A 15336-nucleotide genomic window follows, 5' to 3' on the forward strand; every position below is an offset into this window, starting at 1 on the left:
GCCACCGAAGACCCCCTGACCAGCGGCGGACCGCTCGGCGCGCAGGTTTGTCCGCCAGGCCGCTGGGGACCCGGGGAGGCATGGCAGGAGCAGCAGCGGAGCAGCGCCGGTTCGCCAGCGTCGTGGAGAGCTGGCTCGGACGCCCAGTCCTGATCGTCGGTGACGCCATGTTGGACGAATGGCGGTTCGCCGACTCCGACCGGCTCTGCCGGGAGGCGCCCGCCCCGGTCCTCACCCTGCGGCGGCGGATCTCCGCCGCCGGTGGAGCCGCGAACACCGCCGTCAACGTCGCCGCTCTCGGCGGCCGGGCGGTGCTGGTGGCACCGGTCGGCGCCGACGTCGCCGGGGACGAACTGCACGACTGCCTGGACCGCGCGAGCGTCTGGGACCGCACCGTCAACCAACCCGGGCGACCCACCCCGGTGAAGCGGCGGATGTTGGCCGGCAACCAGATCCTGCTGCGTGAGGATTCCGGCGACCCGGAGGACGCCCTGGACCACGACGGGGTGAGCCGGTTGCTCACCGCCCTGAGCTGCGCCACCGAGGAGTTGCGCGCCGCCGCCGGTGGGGAGGCGCCGACCCTGGTGGTCTGCGACTACGGCCTGGGCGCGCTGCCCGCGCCGGTCCGCGCGTGGCTGGTCGAGAACCGCCAGCGGTACGCCACTGTCGCGCTGGATGCCCACGACCTGGCCGACTGGCGGGGCCTCGCGCCGACGGTGGTCACCCCCAGCTTCGCCGAGGCGACCCGGCTGTTGGCCCGCGCGGGCGGTACGACCCGACCGACCGGCGGGACCGAACTGCACCTGGAACACCCGGACGGCGACCCCGTCGACGGACCGTCCGAGATGACCGCCGGCGCGGCCCCCGGGGCGGTACGCGCCGACGACACCGCCGCCGAGTTGAGCCGGGCCGACCGCCCGGGGCCGGTCGGCGAGCCCACCCCGGGCGAGGGACGGGTCGCCCTCACCGGTGACGGGCTCAGCGTCACCGGCACCGGCGTCACAGTGAACACCCGGGCCGGAGAGGGCGTCGACCGGGCCGTCCTGGCCAAGTCGCGGCTGGCCGAGCTGCGTGCGCACACCGGCGCCGACGTGGTCGCGGTGACCCTGGACACCGAGGGCGCTGTGGTCGGCGGCGCCGACGGGGAGCCACGACGCAGCCACAGCACTCCGGTGCCGGCAAGTCACGCCGTGGGCGCCGGCGACGCGTACCTGGCGGCGATGACGTTGGCCCTGGCCGCCGACGCGCCCCTGCCCACCGCCGCGCAACTCGCCCAACTAGCTGCCACCATCACCGTCTCGGACACCGGCACCTGCGTATGCCGACGGGACGACCTGCTCGCCGCGTTGGATCAGCCGACCGACACCACGAGCCACCCCGCGCTGGTCGGCGGCGACGAGTTGGACGCGATCGTCGCCGAGTACCGCGAGGCGGGACGGTCGGTGGTTTTCACCAACGGCTGCTTCGACGTGCTGCACCGCGGGCATGTGCGCTACCTGGAGCAGGCCCGCGCACTGGGCGACCTGCTCATCGTGGCGGTCAACTCGGACGGCAGCGTACGACGGCTGAAGGGCCCGGACCGGCCGGTCAACCCGGTCGAGGACCGGGGTGCCCTCCTCGCCGCGCTCGCCTGCGTGGACCACGTGGTGGTCTTCGAGGAGGACTCACCGGCCGCGCTGATCGAGGCGGTCCGACCGGACGTGTACGTCAAGGGCGGCGACTATCCGCCGGAGCTGGTGCCGGAGGCGCCGCTGGTGCGCCGGCTGGGCGGCCAGGTGCGCACCCTGGGGTACGTGCCGGACCGGTCCACCTCCGCGATCATCGAGCGGATCCGGTCGCACAGCCAGGACCCGTCGCCGCACATCGACGACCGGGAGCCCGACCCGTCGCTGCGCACCCGCACCCAGGCGTCGTGAACCGCCCCCTGGACCTCGGCACCCCGGAGGAGTTCCGCGCCGACCGGCTGGTGGACGTGCTGATCCCGACCCGGAACCGGCCCGCCGAGCTGGCCGTCACCCTGGGCGGGCTCGCCGCCCAGGACGGGGTACCCGGCTTCGGCGTGGTCGTCAGCGACCAGTCCGACGGGGATCCGGCGTACACGCATCCCGCCGCGGCCACCATGGTCCGGGCGCTGCGACACCGGGGTCACCCGGTGCTGCTGACCCGCCGGCTGCCCCGACGAGGGTTGGCCGAACACCGGGCGTACCTGCTCGCCGCCTCGGCCGCCCGGTACGTCCTCAGCCTCGACGACGACATCTGGCTGGAACCGGGTGCGCTGCACCGACTGGTCACCGCGATCGGTGAGCTGGGCTGCGGGTTCGTCGGCAACGGCGTGCACGGGCTCTCGTACACCGACGACGTGCGGCCGGAATCGCACCGCCACTACGAGGAGTGGGCCGGCCCGCCCACACCGGAGCGGATCCGACCCGACACCCCGGAGTGGAACCGGGCCCGAATCCACTCGGCCGCGAACCTGCTGCACATCACCGAGCAGTTGGCGCTGCCGCCGGGGGCGTGGCGGGCGTACAAGGTCTCCTGGATCGGCGGGTGCGTGCTCTACGACAGGGCCAAGCTCGTCGACGCCGGCGGCTTCGACTTCTGGCGTCGGGTGCAGGAGAAGCACCAGGGCGAGGACGTTGCCGCGCAGCTCGCCGTGTTGTCCCGCTACGGCGGCGCGGGCATCCTGCCCAGCGGCGCGTACCACCTGGAGTCCCCCACCACTGTCACCGACCGGGACGTGGAGGCGTGGGAGGTCGTCCTCGCCGACGAGGACACCCCGCAGCCGGCCTGACCTACCGGGTGAGCAACTCCCGGGCGGCTTCCAGCACCTCGATCACCGGTACGTCGGTCACGAACGAGTCCCGGTGTGGGCAGTCACCGTCGCCGGGCCGGTGCGGATAGATGCCCGGTGTGCAGTCGACACCGCAGACCGGGCAGTGCACAGTCCACGAGGCGATCGGCCGGTGCCGACCGCGCAGCGGACTGGCCCCGTTGATCAGGTTGCCGACCCAGAAGATGCCCACGGTGGGCGCGCCCACAGCGGCGGCCAGGTGCAGCGGGCCGGTGTCGTTCGAGACGACCAACGCGCAGTCGGCGTAGCAGCCGGCAAGCCCACCCAGGCTGAGCGTGCCCACCTGCGGGCGCACCGGCGCCTGCGCCGCAGCGACGACCCGGTCCACCACCTCCTGCTCGGAGGGCGTGCCGGTGACCAGCACCTCGTAGCCGTCCTCGTGCAGCGCACGGGCCACCTCGGCGAAGCGCTCGGCGGGCCAGCGGCGGCGCGTGTCGGTGGCACCCGGATGCAACGCCACCCGGGGACGGCTCGCCGGGCCGAGCACCTGGGCCGCCTCGACCCGGTCTGCGTCGGTCACCGCCAGCGTCGGCGTGATCGTAGTGGCCGGCGCTCCCGCCAGCGCCACCACCTCCAGGTAGCGGATCACCTCGTGCTGGTAGTAGACGTAGCGCAGCCAGCGGTCCAGCGGCGGCGCGTCGTCGGCGCGCAGGCCCACAGTCAACCGGGCACCGAGCCGACCGATCAGCGGGTTGGAGTTGGCACCCCCGCCGTGGATCTGCACCGCCAGGTCGAATTCCGCACCGGCGGCAGCGGCCACGAAGTCGTCGATCGACGACTCCGGCTCGCCCGGCTCCGGCGTACGGATGCCGGCCGCCGGCGGCACCACCAGCACCCGGTCCACCGGGCCGGGCCGGTCGCGCCAGAGCTTCGCGTGCCACGGCGCCCCGAGCAGCACGATCTCCGCCGACGGGTACGCGCTGCGCAACGCGTCCAGCGCCGGCAGGGCGAAGATGAAGTCACCGAGCGCGTTGGCGCGCAGCACGGCGATCCGCCGCACGTCGGGAAGGCGCTCGGCCGTCGGGCCGAGCACGGACGGGGTGACCACCCGGGCCGCTACGGCCGGTCGATCTCGCCGGCGGTGTCCGGGCGGTGCAACTCCCGGTCCGCTGCCGGATCGGCTGGCATCGGCGTACCCGTGGAGAGGTCGCCGGAGCGCGGCCCGGTGCGGCCGACGGTGATGGTGCGCGGCGCGGGCCGGGTCGCCCGCGGCAGCCGGACCCGGAGCAGGCCGTGGTCCATCACCGCGTCGATGCTGTCCGGGTCGACCCGCGCCGGCAGGTTGACCCGGTACTCGAAGCCGCGCGTCTCGAAGCCGCCGGGGATGCCCTGGTCGGCGTTGACCTCCGCCTCCGAGCGGGCCCGCACGCACAACTCGCGGTCGTCCAACTCGACGGCCACCTCCTCCGGCGCCACTCCGGGCAGCCGGACGACGACCTCCCAGCCGTCCGAGGTCTCGGTCAACTCGACGTCGGACGCCCCACCGCGACCACCGACCAGGCGACTCAACTCGGAGCGCAGCGACTGCAACTCCCCCATCGGGTCCCAGCCCTGCTGCCGGTTGCCCCGCCACCCCCGGCCGAAGCCGCCGAACTGCTGCTCGCTCATCACACCTCTCCGATCCGCTGGGCGGCCGTCGGCGGCCGTAGTGAGCTGGGCGCGTCCAGGCCGGCGTCGATGTCGACGCCCACACCGAGCCGGTCGACCAACTCGCCACCGAGCCAGGCGCTGATGCCGAGAATCGCCAGCGCGACCACCTCGATGGCGACCAGTGCCCCGCCGGCCGCCCGGGAATCCGCGTTGAGCCGCACCGCCCACACGGCGGCGAAGAGCAGGATCACCGCGACGTTGGCACCCGCGTGCAGCAGACCCACCCGCTTGGCGCGGGTGCCGGTCGGGATCGCCAGCAGGTCGAATGTGCCGGCCGCCGCGGCGAGCAGGCCGCCGATCAGGCCGACGGTGATGTTCCAGTACGCGACCTCGCCGAGGAAGTCGGGACCGCCGACGGTGTCCACCACGTCGAACAGCACCGCCGTGGCCAGCAGCGCGACCGGGAACATCACCAGCATCGGATGGACTGGGTGACCCAGCACCTTGAGTCGGCTCTCCATCTCCCGGCCTCCACTGGTCGTCGTCCTGCGGAACGGTCTCGTGCGGCGGGCGCGTCGGTGAGGCCGTACCCCCGGCGACCAGGCACAAACCTCGCGCTGGTCACGGCGGCCTAGGCTGACGACGGTGGTGCCCGCCACCGGGTCAACGGCTGAGGGAGGATCAACGTGACGGTGGAGATCACCTCGCACGAGGAGTTGCGCGAGCTTCTCGGCGCGCCGAGCACGCGAGCCGCCAACAAGGAACGCACCCGGCTGCACGAACGGGACCGCGAGTGGCTCGGTGCCTCGCCGTTCTGTCTGATGGCCACGGCCGGCGCGGACGGCAGCTGCGACGTCTCGCCCAAGGGCGACCCGGCCGGGTTCGCCCTGGTGCTGGACGACACGACCATCGCGCTGCCCGAGCGGCCCGGCAACAAGCGGGCCGACGGCTACCGCAACATCCTCGACAATCCGCACATCGGGCTGCTCTTCCTGATCCCCGGGCGGACCGACACGCTGCGGATCAACGGGCGGGCCCGCCTGGTCAGCGACGCGTCCTGGTTCGACGACATGGTGGTCAAGGGGCACCGGCCGGTGCTCGCCGTGGTGGTGGAGATCGAGCAGATCTTCTACCACTGCGCGAAGGCGTTCCTGCGATCCGCGCTGTGGCGGCCGGAGACCTGGCAACCCGAGGCGCTGCCGTCCCGAGCACGCCTGATCAAGGAGGTCGAGGCCCCGACGGAGAGCCTCGAAGACCTGGAACAGCACTACGGCCCGGCGTACGCCACGAAGATCTACGCCTAGCGCGGATGGCAACGATCAGGCGGACCAGCCGGCCGGGTTGCCGAACGACTCCCGGGAGATCCCGGAGCCGGTCTCCGGCCACGAACCGAACCGGTCGTTGTGCAGGTGCGCGAAGAAGTAGCACATGCCTTCGCAGTCGGCGTCCAGCAGCGCCATCGCGGGGTCGGCGAGGACCGCCTCGTAGTACGACCGCCCCAGGGCCACGATGAAACCCCGGGCGTAGAGGAAGCCGTCGTCCGACCCGTCGGTCACCTCGTGGATGTCCTCCCGATCGATGTCGTGCAGCTTGCGCTCCACCACCCGGTCGAGATCCGTCAACTCCGGCCCGGTCAGCTCGACGGTCAACTGCCCGAGGTGGTCCAGGAAGGCATCAAGCCAGGCGTCGATCGCGTAAGCGGGGGCGTCATCGTCGTCGCCGTGGTCGCCAGCGGGGTCGCGCTCGATGAGGGCCTGTCGCAGCGCCAAGGGCTCGGCGCCCAACTCGGCCCAGGCCGCCTCGACGAGTGCCCACAGCCGGGCCTCGTCGGCGGGGGTGGGCAGCGTCCCAGGGGCATCGGTGGTCACGGTCACCGTCGGACCGTAACCACCACCACCGACGGTTTCAGGACTCCGAACCGGCGGACACCATCCACAAGTGACCGTCCGGGTCCGCGAAGACGCCCGCGTACGCCCAGGGTTGGTCTGCCGTCTCGGTGATGATCTCGGCCCCGGCGGCGCGCGCCCGCTCGACGAGCGCGTCCACTTCGGTCGGGGAAGCGACACCAAGGTTGAACAGGCATTCGCTCTGGCCCCTCGGGGCGACCTCGTGCCGGCCGATCACCCAGCCGAAGCCACCGGTCGGGATGAGCATCAGCCGGAGCCCGTCGTTGATCACGAACTGCAACGGCTCCGGGATGCCGTCGTCGGCCAACTCACCCACGGGGTCGAGGCCGAGCCCGTCCCGATAGAAGCGGTAGGAGGTAGCCCGGTCGGCGATGGGCAAACTCACGATCACCGGCGCGGAAGTCATTGGTGGATGCCTCCAAACTGTCGGTTCGGCACGGTCAGGCATCAGTGTGCCGCTGAATTAGCGTTGGCCTCGTGACCGTAGACGATTGGTTGTCAGCGACCCGCACCTCCTACGACACGGTCGCGGTCAGCTATGCGCACCTGGTACGTGACCTCCTGGCGGAGGCACCGTACGAACGAGCCGCCCTGGCCTCGTTCGCCGAACTCGTACAGGGTGCCGGCGGCGGGCCGGTAGCGGATGCGGGCTGCGGGACGGGGCGAATCACCGCCCACCTGCACACGCTCGGCGTCGACGCCTTCGGGATCGATCTCTCGCCCGGAATGATCGACGTGGCTCGCCGTGACCACCCGGAGCTGAGGTTCGAGGTCGGCTCGATGACCGACCTCGATCTGGCCGACGACTCGGTCGCCGGCCTGGTCGCCTGGTACTCCCTCATCCACATCCCCGACGACCAGATCGGTGTCGTGTTGGCCCACTTCCGGCGAGTGGTGCGCCCCGGTGGCCCGCTGCTGCTCGGCTTCCACGTGGGCGACGAAACGACAGTCAAGACCGAGGGCTACGGCGGGCACCCGATGAACGTGCACGTCCACCGTCGGCAGCCAGCGCAGGTGGCGGCCTTGCTACGCCAGAGCGGCTTCACGATCGACTCGCAGACCACAGTCACCTCGGCGGAGAGCCGGCTCGGCGGCGTCATCGTCGGACGACGGGAGCCCTGATCGCCCGTTGTCAATCCTCTCCCGCCGCTGCTAGCCTCAACTGCGTACAGCGTTTGCAGTATTCGACGTCGAATGGGGCGACTGATGACGGACGACGTGCGGCCCGTCTGGGTGCTCGGTGGCGGTGGAGTGGCCGGCATCGCCTGGGAGGTCGGCATCCTCACCGGGCTCGCGGACGAGGGAGTGACAGTGGCCCCGGATGCCGTCCTCATCGGCACCAGCTCCGGTGCTGTTGTGGGCGCCCAGCTCTCCAGCGGCACCCCCCTCGCGGAACTCTTCGAGCGCCAGCGCGGCGGTGTCGCCCACGAAACCTCACCCGCACCGGGCCTCCTCCACCTGCTTCGGCTCGCGCGGGCACAACTGTTCGCGCGCAACCCCGAGCAGGCCGCTCGCCGCCTCGGTCGACTTGCCCTCGCCGCACGCATCGACGACCCGTCCCGGCAGCGGCGGATAGTCGAGGCCCGCCTGCCCAACCATGCCTGGCCGTACGACGTGGACCTTCGCATCCTGGTCGTCGACACCGAGACCGGCGCCAGCCGCACCATCACCAGGCACGACGGCGTCCCCCTGGTGGACGCCGTCGCCGCGAGCTGCGCCATGCCGATCTCCGCGGCCCCGGTCAGCATCGGCGACCGCCGCTACATGGACGGCGGCATGCGGTCGACACTCAACCTCGACCTCGCCCCCGGAAACGGCCCGGTCATCGCCCTCGCGCCGAGCACCGCCGCCATCGGACCCTGGGCGCGCATCGACAAGCAGCGAGCCGCGCTGGGAACGGATCGCCGGGTGGAGGTGCTGCTCCGGGACCCGGCCTCCAAACGAGCACAGGGGACCAGCGTGATGGACCGATCCGTCGTGCCCGCGCTCGTGGCCGCAGCCCGCGATCAGGGCCGACGCGAGGCGCCCCGAGTGGCCGCCGCCCTTGCCCAGACAATGCCGGGGCCGGAAGCGCGAGGCTGACACCCCGCGCTGCGGCCGGCGGGTCCGAAGACGACGGAGGCCATGGCCGGCCTGAGCCTTCACTACGTAGTGTCGGCTCGTGGTCGACACCGATGAGGCCGTCCAGATCGCGATGCGATTCCTGGCCGGCCGCCTGACCGAGCGTCAGGATCCGCGCGAACCGCCGAGCGTGCAGGGGGTGACAGTCGAGCAGGTGGCGACAGTGACCGGTGTACGGCGTTGTCACGTCGTGAGTTTCGGATGGCCGCTGCGGGTGGCTGTCGATCAGGAAACCGGCGACGTCGACATGCTGCGGTAGAAAGCCCGTTCGGCGCTACGCCAGACTGCCGGCGACCTCAGGAAACGGCAGAAGCCCAGGCCGATGACCTGGGCTTCCGTACCGAGCCGCCTGACGGAATCGAACCGTCGACCTACGCATTACGAGATCAAGATGCCCGCCCCGTCGACCTGGTCAACCAAATTGCGCGGTCACTTCTGCTGTCGAAAGAATCGCTCGACCGGACGGCACGGTAAGCCGATCATTACGCCTGTCCCTTCCACCACCCGTGCGTCGATCACCGCTTACTTGGACCTTCGTTGTCCTGTTCCCGATGGAGGACTGATGCTGGCTCCGCTGCGGTATAGCGCGTTCCGCTACCTCGCTACTGGCCGGCTGGTCAACATGCTGGGCAACGGTGTCGCGCCCATCGCGCTGGCCTTCGCCGTCCTCGATCTGACCGGCTCGGTGCGCGACCTGGGCCTGGTGGTCGGCACGAGATCGCTGATGACCGTGCTGTTCGTACTCTTCGGCGGGGTGGTGGCCGACCGGATTCCGCGCCGGCTGGTCCTGGTCGGCTCCAATGTGCTGGCTGCGCTGACCCAGGCGGCGGTGGCCGCCCTGGTGCTCACCGGCACGGCGACGATCCCGCTGCTGCTGGCGCTCGGTGCAGCCAACGGCATCGTGAGCGCCCTGGCCCAGCCAGCCTCGGCCGCCGCGACGCCGCAGACCGTGCCGCCGGAGCTGATCCAGCCGGCCAACGCGCTCATCCGGCTCGGCATCAACGCGGGCATGATCGGCGGGGCCGCGCTCGGTGGCCTCCTGGTGGCCGCCGTCGGGCCCGGCTGGGGCCTCGCCGTTGACGCGCTCACCTTCGCTATCGCGGCAATGGCGTTCACCGGAGTCCGGGTCGCTGCGCCGGCAGCGACGAGCACCCGCACGAGCATCGTCGCCGACCTGCGCGAGGGCTGGACCGAGTTCACCGCGCGGACCTGGGTCTGGGTGGTGGTGCTCGGCTTCATGATCCTCAACGCGGCCCTCGCTGGCGGCGTGAACGTGCTCGGCCCGGCTGTCGCGGACGAGACGATCGGCCGTAGCGCCTGGGGCGTGGTGCTGGCGGCCGAAACCGCCGGAATGGTCGTCGGCGGCTTGATCGCCCTGCGGATCCGGGTGCGCCGGCTACTGCTGCTCGGGGTGGCCTGCATGTTCGCCGAGTCGTTCCTGCTGTTGGGGCTGGCCCTAGCGCCCACCATCGTCGTACTCCTTGCGGCCGGACTGGCGGTCGGCATCGCCGTCGAACAGTTCGCCGTCGCCTGGGACACGTCAATCGCGCAACACATCCCGGCCGACCGACTGGCCCGCGTCTACTCCTACGACATGTTGGGGTCATGGGTCGCCATCCCACTCGGCCAGGTGGCGGTCGGACCGGTCGCCGCGGCCATCGGCACCCGCGACACGCTGCTGATCCTCGCCACGTTGGTGGTGCTCGCCGTCCTCGGCATGCTGGCCAGCCGGGACGTCCGCCGGCTACAGGCGGTAGCTCCCGCCCGCGCTGCCGACAGAGCGCAGGCCCCGTCACCCGACGGTGGACCGGATGACGACCCTGCCACCACGCCCGCCGAATCAGCAGCCCGCGCCTGACCCGGCAGCAAGACTTCCTCGGGGCCAGCCGCACCGTCAGTTTGGAAGAGCGTGCTGACTCCGCACGACCTACGACACACGGCGGCGAGTCTGGCCGTGGCGACGGGTGCGAAGGTCAAGGCGGTTCAGCGGATGCTCGGGCACGCTTCGGCGTCGATGACGTTGGACGTGTACGCGGGGCTGTTCGGTGACGACCTGGACGCGGTCGCCAACCGGCTGGACGAGGCGGTCGCGGCGCGGGATGCGGACTATTTGCGGACTGGCACGGCCGGTGGCGGTGTCGTCGACCTCGGGAAACGGTGAAGCCCAGGCCAATGACCTGGGCTTCCGTACCGAGCCGCCTGACGGAATCGAACCGTCGACCTACGCATTACGAGTGCGTCGCTCTAGCCGACTGAGCTAAGGCGGCAACGATCAGCAAGTGTACGGCACCCCGGCGGCACCGACCGAACCGGATACCCCCGCCGCGTCGGCCAGCACCAACCGGACATCGGCCGCCATCTGGACGCTTACCGGACAGCGGATGATCGGGTCCGGGACTACGCTGCGGCGGGTGAGCGACGAACGCGACCACCCCGAACGTCAGGACGACACGACCGAACGCCCTGACCGCGTGCCGGCCGGTGAACGCGCCGCCCACCGGCCGCGCAGCACCGACCCGCTGGAGTTGGGCTTCACGCCGCGCAAGCCGGTGCCGTGGCTGGCGCCGTTTTTGTTGATCAGCACCGGCATCCGGACGCTGCTGGCGGTGCTTTTCGGGGCGTACCTCGACAAGCGCGAGTTGCAGAACGCGTTCGGCGACGGCGTCTTCCGCCAGGTCGGGCCGGACGGCGGGCTCTGGCTCGACTACGTGGCCGACCTCGGTGACGGCTTCAATGCCACCTACTCGGTGGCGTACCTGCTGGCGCAGCCCGAGCTGACCGTCGACGGGCACCGCCTGCCCCGGGCGCAGACCCTGGTGATGGGCGGCGACCAGGTGTATCCGTCGGCGGCCTACGCCGCGTACGAGGACCGCTGCAAGGGCCCCTACCAGGCCGCCCTGCCGGTGGCGCCGGCCGAGAAGCCGACGCTCTTCGCGGTGCCGGGCAACCACGACTGGTACGACGGCCTCACCGCGTTCCTGCGGTTGTTCGTCCGCTCCCGGGACCGCAACTTCGCGGGCTGGGGCACCGGGCAGTCCCGGTCGTACTTCGCCGTGGAGTTGCCGGCCGACTGGTGGTTGCTCGGTGTGGACGACCAGTCCGGCTCGTACCTGGACGACCCGCAGTTGGCCTACTTCGACGAGGTGGCCCGGCGGCTCGGGCCGGAGTCCAAGGTGATCATCGCGGCGCCAGCGCCGACCTGGGTCAAGGCCGCCGACAACCCCACGGCGTACGACTCGATCGACTACTTCATCCGCACGATCATCGACCCGACCGGGGCGCGGGTGCGGCTGTTGCTCTCGGGCGACCTGCACCACTACGCCCGCTACTCCGGGCCGGACCGGGAGCTGATCACCTGCGGTGGTGGCGGCGCGTACCTCTACCCCACGCACAAGCTGCCGGAGCGCATCGAGGTGCCACCGCGGGACACGCTGACCCGCAAGGCCAGCTCGGCGCAGCCGTACGACCTGGTGGCCCGTTACCCGGACGCCGCGCGGTCGCGCCGCTACGGCTGGGGCATCTTTCCCCGGCTGCCGTTCCGCAACCCCGGCTTCACCACGTTGCTCGGCACCCTGCACACCCTGCTGATGCTGGCGATGGCCGGTGCGACGGCGAACTGGGCCGACAGCACCAACCAGCGGCTGTTCAGCGTCCCGCTGGTGGTGATGGTGCTCGTGACGGTGATCGCGGCGGCCCTGTTCGCCAAGCCGCCGAGCGCGAGCGGCAAACGTCACGCCCGGCACTGGATCCTCGGTGTCGGCCACGGCGTGGCGCAGGTGGCCCTGGCGGCGGCCGGCACCTGGGTCTGGTTGGCGCTGCCGTTCTACGACTGGCCGTGGCCGCTGCCGGCGGTCGCCGCAGCGGTGCTCTACGGCCCGGTGATCGGTCTGGTCGCCAGTCAACTGGTCGCGGCGTACCTGCTGGTGGCGGGGTCTTTCGGAGTGAACGTCAATGAGCTCTTCGCCGGCCAGGGCATCGAGGATTCGAAGTCGTTCCTGCGACTGCGAATCGACCCGGACGGCACGCTGACCATCTACCCGCTGGGGGTGGACCGGGTCTCCCGCGACTGGCAGGTGAACCCCGACCAGTCGCCCACCCAGAGTTGGCTGATCCCCAAGTCCCCCCTGACCCCCCACCTAACCGAACCCCCCAAAGTCCTGCACTGACCCACCCCACCCACCCCCCTTCCCCAAGTTGATCAAGAGGTTTGCGTCACGAGAGACGCGATTTCTGACGCAAACTTCTTGATCAACTGGGCTGAGGGGCGGGCGGGACGGACGCCCGGGAGCCGGGGCCGGCGGGGAAGGGGAGCGGGACGGGCCGGGGTTAGGGGGTGTATTGCTGGTCGTGGGCTTGGCGGGAACCGCAGACGTCGGCGCGCGAGCACATTGAGCGGGAGCCGTCCGCGTCCAGGCGTACCGTCACCGCGTCTCTCGGGACGCTGTGGCCGACGACACGACCGTCACCCTCGGGGGTGGAAACCCGACTGCCGACCGCCGGGGCGGTTTCCTGAAAGCGCTGGTACAGCGGGTGCTCGTACTTGAGGCAGCACATCAGCCGTCCGCACGCGCCGGAGATGCGCAGCGGGTTGAGCGGTAGGTCCTGGTCCTTCGCCATCCGGATGGTCACCGGCTCGAAGTCGGTGAGGAACGTGGCGCAGCACAGGTCCCGACCGCAGGAGCCGATGCCGCCCTGCACCCGCGCGGAGTCGCGTGCGGAGAGCTGGCGCAGCTCCACCCGACAGTGCAGGGTCGCGCCCAGGTCGCGGACCAGGGAACGGAAGTCCACCCGGTGCGGGGCGGTGAAGTAGACGGTGCTGCGCTCACCGCCGCTCTCGGCGGAGCCGAGCACATGGTCGACCGCCACCACCTTCATCGGCAGGCCGTGCGAGCGGATCAGCCGTTTCGCGGCCACCTTGGCTTCGGCCTTGCGCCGACGCAACGCCTCGTCCCGGCGGAGGTCGTCGTCGCCGGCCAGCCCGACCAGGCGGGGGAAGCCGTCGGTCTCCTCGGTCACCCACTGCGCGGCCCACACGCACTCCGCCACCTCGGGCCCGTCATCGGTGGGCACCAGCACCCGGTCGCCCACCTGCGGACGCAACTCACCCGGGTCGAGGTAGTAGAGCCGCCCGTACCGGTTGAAGCTGACCGCGCAGAGCATGCCCATCCCCCCACCCTACGACGGGTCACGCCGCGAAGCGCAGCGGCCGGCCACGCCCCGCCGCCATTCATGACCGTCGACTCGACCGATTGCCGGGCGTCCCGTCGTGCCGTTGCGACTCGCCCGGACGGTTGAATCCTCGGCCGGGCAGGAGACAAGACGTGCCTCGGCGGCGTTGAGTGGAGGCAGACCTGCGGGGGGTGCAGGGGGAAGACCACGGCGTCGCCGTGGGCGTCGGCTTCAGGTCGAGCGCCCGCGAGCGACGCCGTGGCCTGTCCGAGGCGACGCGGCCACAGCCAGAGGACCGGGGTCCGGTGCAACACCGCCACGGCCGGAGGGCCGGGCTCGGTTACCAGCCGACCCGGGTGGGCTGGTCGTAGCGGGGTCGTCCGTCCGTTGGCGGACGCCAGGCGGTCTCGGCCAGGCTCGGCGCCCACTGACGCAGCAGCGTCTCCGCACCGTCGTACGCGACGCAGAGCACCGCCAGCACCCGTGCGGCGATCTCGGCGGCGTCGGCCACTCCGGGCCCGACCGGCCCGGGGCGCGTCGACGCACCGGTGGCGGTGGCGGCGACCACGGCGACCGCTTCGGCCGAGCGGAGCACGTCGGCCAACGTGCGGGCCAGCGCGAGACGGCTGCCTTCCACCCAGTCGGCGAGGGCGTCGGCGTAACCGGCTGTGGATTCGAGTCGCCCGACCAGGCTGTCCGGTCCCTCGTCGAGGTGGCGTAGCAGCGCTGCCCGCTGTTGCCCGTACGCGGTGGCGGCCGGCCCGGACCAGAGCACCGAGTCGGTGAGCGCGGCGGAGACGTCGTCGTACCCCCGGACGAGCCGGCGCACCGCGTGGCCGGCGCTGGCGAGCGGCACCGGGTGCAGGTCGAGGAAGCTGCGAACCGCGTCGCCCGGCAGCACCTGCATGCGGCGCAGCAGCGGCCAGACCCGGTGCCCCTCGGGGACGCCGGCCGCGATCAGTCTGTCCACCCGGCGGAGCAGGTCGAGGCCGGGCTCGGCGAGCCGGTCCAGCGCGTCCATCACGGTTCCCCGATGAGTCGGCGACGGGCCGCCCGGTCGACCTCGGCGTAGCGGTCGGCGGCCTCGCGTACGGCCGCTGCGGCGGCGGCCAGTCGACCGGCCGCGGCGCGGGCCTCCCGGGCCCGGTCGTCGGTGGCGGTGGCCCACTGCCGGTGCAGTGCCCGACCGATCTCGCCCGGGCGGCCGGGTGCGTCGGCGCCGAACGCGGTCTGGGCCGGATCGCTGGCGGTGACTGTGTGCGAAACGACGGTGAGCGTGGCGCTCGCCTCGTCCAGTCGGGCGGAGAGCGCGCGCAGTGTGTCCATCTCAGGCCCCCGCGAGCGGTCGGTAGGCGGCGAACGTCTCGTTGTGCAGCTTTTCCCGGGCCCATTCGGCGGCGTCGGCCGCCGCGGTGACCGCGGCCTGCACGGAACCGGCCACGTCGCGCGGGCTGCGGGTGTGCAGCGGCCCGAGGAACCGGACGTCGGTGATGCGTCCACCGGCGGTGACCACCACCTCGACCAGGCCATCCGGCGAGCGGACGGTCACTTCGACGGTCGACACCGCCTGGTCGAACTCGGCCTGGAGGGACTCGATCCGACGGTAGCGTCGCACCGCCTCCTCGATCCAGGCTTCGTCGATCTCCCCCCGCGGCATCGGCCGACTCCTCCCGGGTGATCCATCACTCAGTGTGGTGC

At 71.7% G+C, this 15336-nt stretch carries 18 protein-coding genes and 1 tRNA gene; 9 read left to right on the top strand and 10 right to left on the bottom strand.

Annotated elements, in window-relative coordinates:
* Nucleotides 1-80 precede the first annotated feature (80 nt).
* Nucleotides 81-1916 carry a D-glycero-beta-D-manno-heptose 1-phosphate adenylyltransferase gene (rfaE2, locus tag OG598_RS24665; RefSeq protein WP_328651283.1) on the top strand — a complete coding sequence of 612 codons (1836 nt, stop codon included), beginning with the start codon at nucleotides 81-83 and terminating at the stop codon, nucleotides 1914-1916.
* Nucleotides 1913-2791, top strand: a complete 879-nt coding sequence (locus tag OG598_RS24670; protein ID WP_328651284.1) for a glycosyltransferase family 2 protein — start codon at nucleotides 1913-1915, stop codon at nucleotides 2789-2791. Before rfaE2 ends, OG598_RS24670 begins: the two co-directional genes overlap by 4 nt.
* Nucleotide 2792: 1 nt before the next feature.
* Here the strand turns inward: OG598_RS24670 and OG598_RS24675 are convergent, their stop codons facing one another.
* From OG598_RS24675 to OG598_RS24685, 3 genes are read right to left on the bottom strand one after another with little or no spacing between them, the layout of a single operon-like run.
* Entirely contained in the window at nucleotides 2793-3899 is a 1107-nt protein-coding gene (locus tag OG598_RS24675; protein WP_328651285.1) for a glycosyltransferase family 9 protein, read from the bottom strand.
* Between the two features lie 8 nt (nucleotides 3900-3907).
* Nucleotides 3908-4459: an Hsp20/alpha crystallin family protein gene (locus OG598_RS24680; RefSeq protein ID WP_328651286.1), complete on the bottom strand. Its 552-nt coding sequence runs from the start codon at nucleotides 4457-4459 to the stop codon at nucleotides 3908-3910.
* A complete protein-coding gene (locus OG598_RS24685; RefSeq protein ID WP_328651287.1) occupies nucleotides 4459-4962 on the bottom strand; it encodes a DUF2231 domain-containing protein in 504 nt (167 codons plus the stop codon). The genes OG598_RS24680 and OG598_RS24685 overlap by 1 nt, the downstream gene beginning before the upstream one ends.
* 165 nt (nucleotides 4963-5127) lie before the next feature.
* On the opposite strand from OG598_RS24685, the gene OG598_RS24690 reads away from it, so the two are divergent.
* The gene (locus OG598_RS24690) at nucleotides 5128-5745 is read left to right on the top strand and encodes a pyridoxamine 5'-phosphate oxidase family protein (RefSeq protein WP_328651288.1); all 618 of its coding nucleotides are present in this window, start codon (nucleotides 5128-5130) and stop codon (nucleotides 5743-5745) included.
* Nucleotides 5746-5760: 15 nt separating this feature from the next.
* Here the strand turns inward: OG598_RS24690 and OG598_RS24695 are convergent, their stop codons facing one another.
* Together OG598_RS24695 and OG598_RS24700 are read right to left on the bottom strand one after the other, a co-directional pair.
* Nucleotides 5761-6315, bottom strand: coding sequence for a DUF4240 domain-containing protein (locus tag OG598_RS24695; RefSeq protein WP_328651289.1), 555 nt, complete (start codon nucleotides 6313-6315; stop codon nucleotides 5761-5763).
* A 31-nt stretch (nucleotides 6316-6346) separates the two neighbouring features.
* On the bottom strand, nucleotides 6347-6754 hold the full coding sequence (locus OG598_RS24700; RefSeq protein WP_328651290.1) for a VOC family protein: 408 nt from the start codon (nucleotides 6752-6754) through the stop codon (nucleotides 6347-6349).
* Between the two features lie 71 nt (nucleotides 6755-6825).
* On the opposite strand from OG598_RS24700, the gene OG598_RS24705 reads away from it, so the two are divergent.
* The 5 genes from OG598_RS24705 to OG598_RS24725 all read left to right on the top strand — a co-directional run bounded on the left by OG598_RS24705 (nucleotide 6826) and on the right by OG598_RS24725 (nucleotide 10630).
* Nucleotides 6826-7470, top strand: a complete 645-nt coding sequence (locus tag OG598_RS24705) for a class I SAM-dependent DNA methyltransferase (RefSeq protein WP_328651291.1) — start codon at nucleotides 6826-6828, stop codon at nucleotides 7468-7470.
* Between the two features lie 84 nt (nucleotides 7471-7554).
* The gene (locus OG598_RS24710; RefSeq protein WP_328651292.1) at nucleotides 7555-8430 is read left to right on the top strand and encodes a patatin-like phospholipase family protein; all 876 of its coding nucleotides are present in this window, start codon (nucleotides 7555-7557) and stop codon (nucleotides 8428-8430) included.
* A 79-nt stretch (nucleotides 8431-8509) separates the two neighbouring features.
* Nucleotides 8510-8728: a hypothetical protein gene (locus tag OG598_RS24715; RefSeq protein ID WP_328651293.1), complete on the top strand. Its 219-nt coding sequence runs from the start codon at nucleotides 8510-8512 to the stop codon at nucleotides 8726-8728.
* A 303-nt stretch (nucleotides 8729-9031) separates the two neighbouring features.
* On the top strand, nucleotides 9032-10327 hold the full coding sequence (locus OG598_RS24720; protein WP_328651294.1) for an MFS transporter: 1296 nt from the start codon (nucleotides 9032-9034) through the stop codon (nucleotides 10325-10327).
* A gap of 51 nt (nucleotides 10328-10378) precedes the next feature.
* Nucleotides 10379-10630, top strand: coding sequence for a tyrosine-type recombinase/integrase (locus OG598_RS24725; protein ID WP_328651295.1), 252 nt, complete (start codon nucleotides 10379-10381; stop codon nucleotides 10628-10630).
* A 32-nt stretch (nucleotides 10631-10662) separates the two neighbouring features.
* On the opposite strand, the gene OG598_RS24730 is transcribed toward OG598_RS24725, so the two are convergent.
* A tRNA-Thr gene (locus tag OG598_RS24730) sits at nucleotides 10663-10736 on the bottom strand.
* Nucleotides 10737-10940: 204 nt separating this feature from the next.
* Here OG598_RS24730 and OG598_RS24735 point away from each other — a divergent pair.
* Complete coding sequence (locus tag OG598_RS24735) at nucleotides 10941-12635, top strand: metallophosphoesterase family protein (RefSeq protein WP_328655423.1); 1695 nt, start codon at nucleotides 10941-10943, stop codon at nucleotides 12633-12635.
* A gap of 160 nt (nucleotides 12636-12795) precedes the next feature.
* Here OG598_RS24735 and OG598_RS24740 read toward each other — a convergent pair whose 3' ends face one another.
* The 4 genes from OG598_RS24740 to OG598_RS24755 form a co-directional block, all read right to left on the bottom strand.
* Entirely contained in the window at nucleotides 12796-13635 is an 840-nt protein-coding gene (locus OG598_RS24740) for a PSP1 domain-containing protein (RefSeq protein ID WP_238684762.1), read from the bottom strand.
* 343 nt (nucleotides 13636-13978) lie between these two features.
* Nucleotides 13979-14659 carry a hypothetical protein gene (locus OG598_RS24745; protein ID WP_328651296.1) on the bottom strand — a complete coding sequence of 227 codons (681 nt, stop codon included), beginning with the start codon at nucleotides 14657-14659 and terminating at the stop codon, nucleotides 13979-13981.
* Complete coding sequence (locus tag OG598_RS24750) at nucleotides 14659-14964, bottom strand: type VII secretion target (protein WP_328651297.1); 306 nt, start codon at nucleotides 14962-14964, stop codon at nucleotides 14659-14661. Before OG598_RS24750 ends, OG598_RS24745 begins: the two co-directional genes overlap by 1 nt.
* Before the next feature lies 1 nt (nucleotide 14965).
* The gene (locus tag OG598_RS24755) at nucleotides 14966-15295 is read right to left on the bottom strand and encodes a YbaB/EbfC family nucleoid-associated protein (protein WP_007454690.1); all 330 of its coding nucleotides are present in this window, start codon (nucleotides 15293-15295) and stop codon (nucleotides 14966-14968) included.
* Between the last annotated feature and the right edge of the window lie 41 nt (nucleotides 15296-15336).

This window comes from Micromonospora sp. NBC_00330, from assembly GCF_036136635.1.
GTDB classification, from domain to species: Bacteria; Actinomycetota; Actinomycetes; order Mycobacteriales; family Micromonosporaceae; genus Micromonospora; species Micromonospora salmantinae.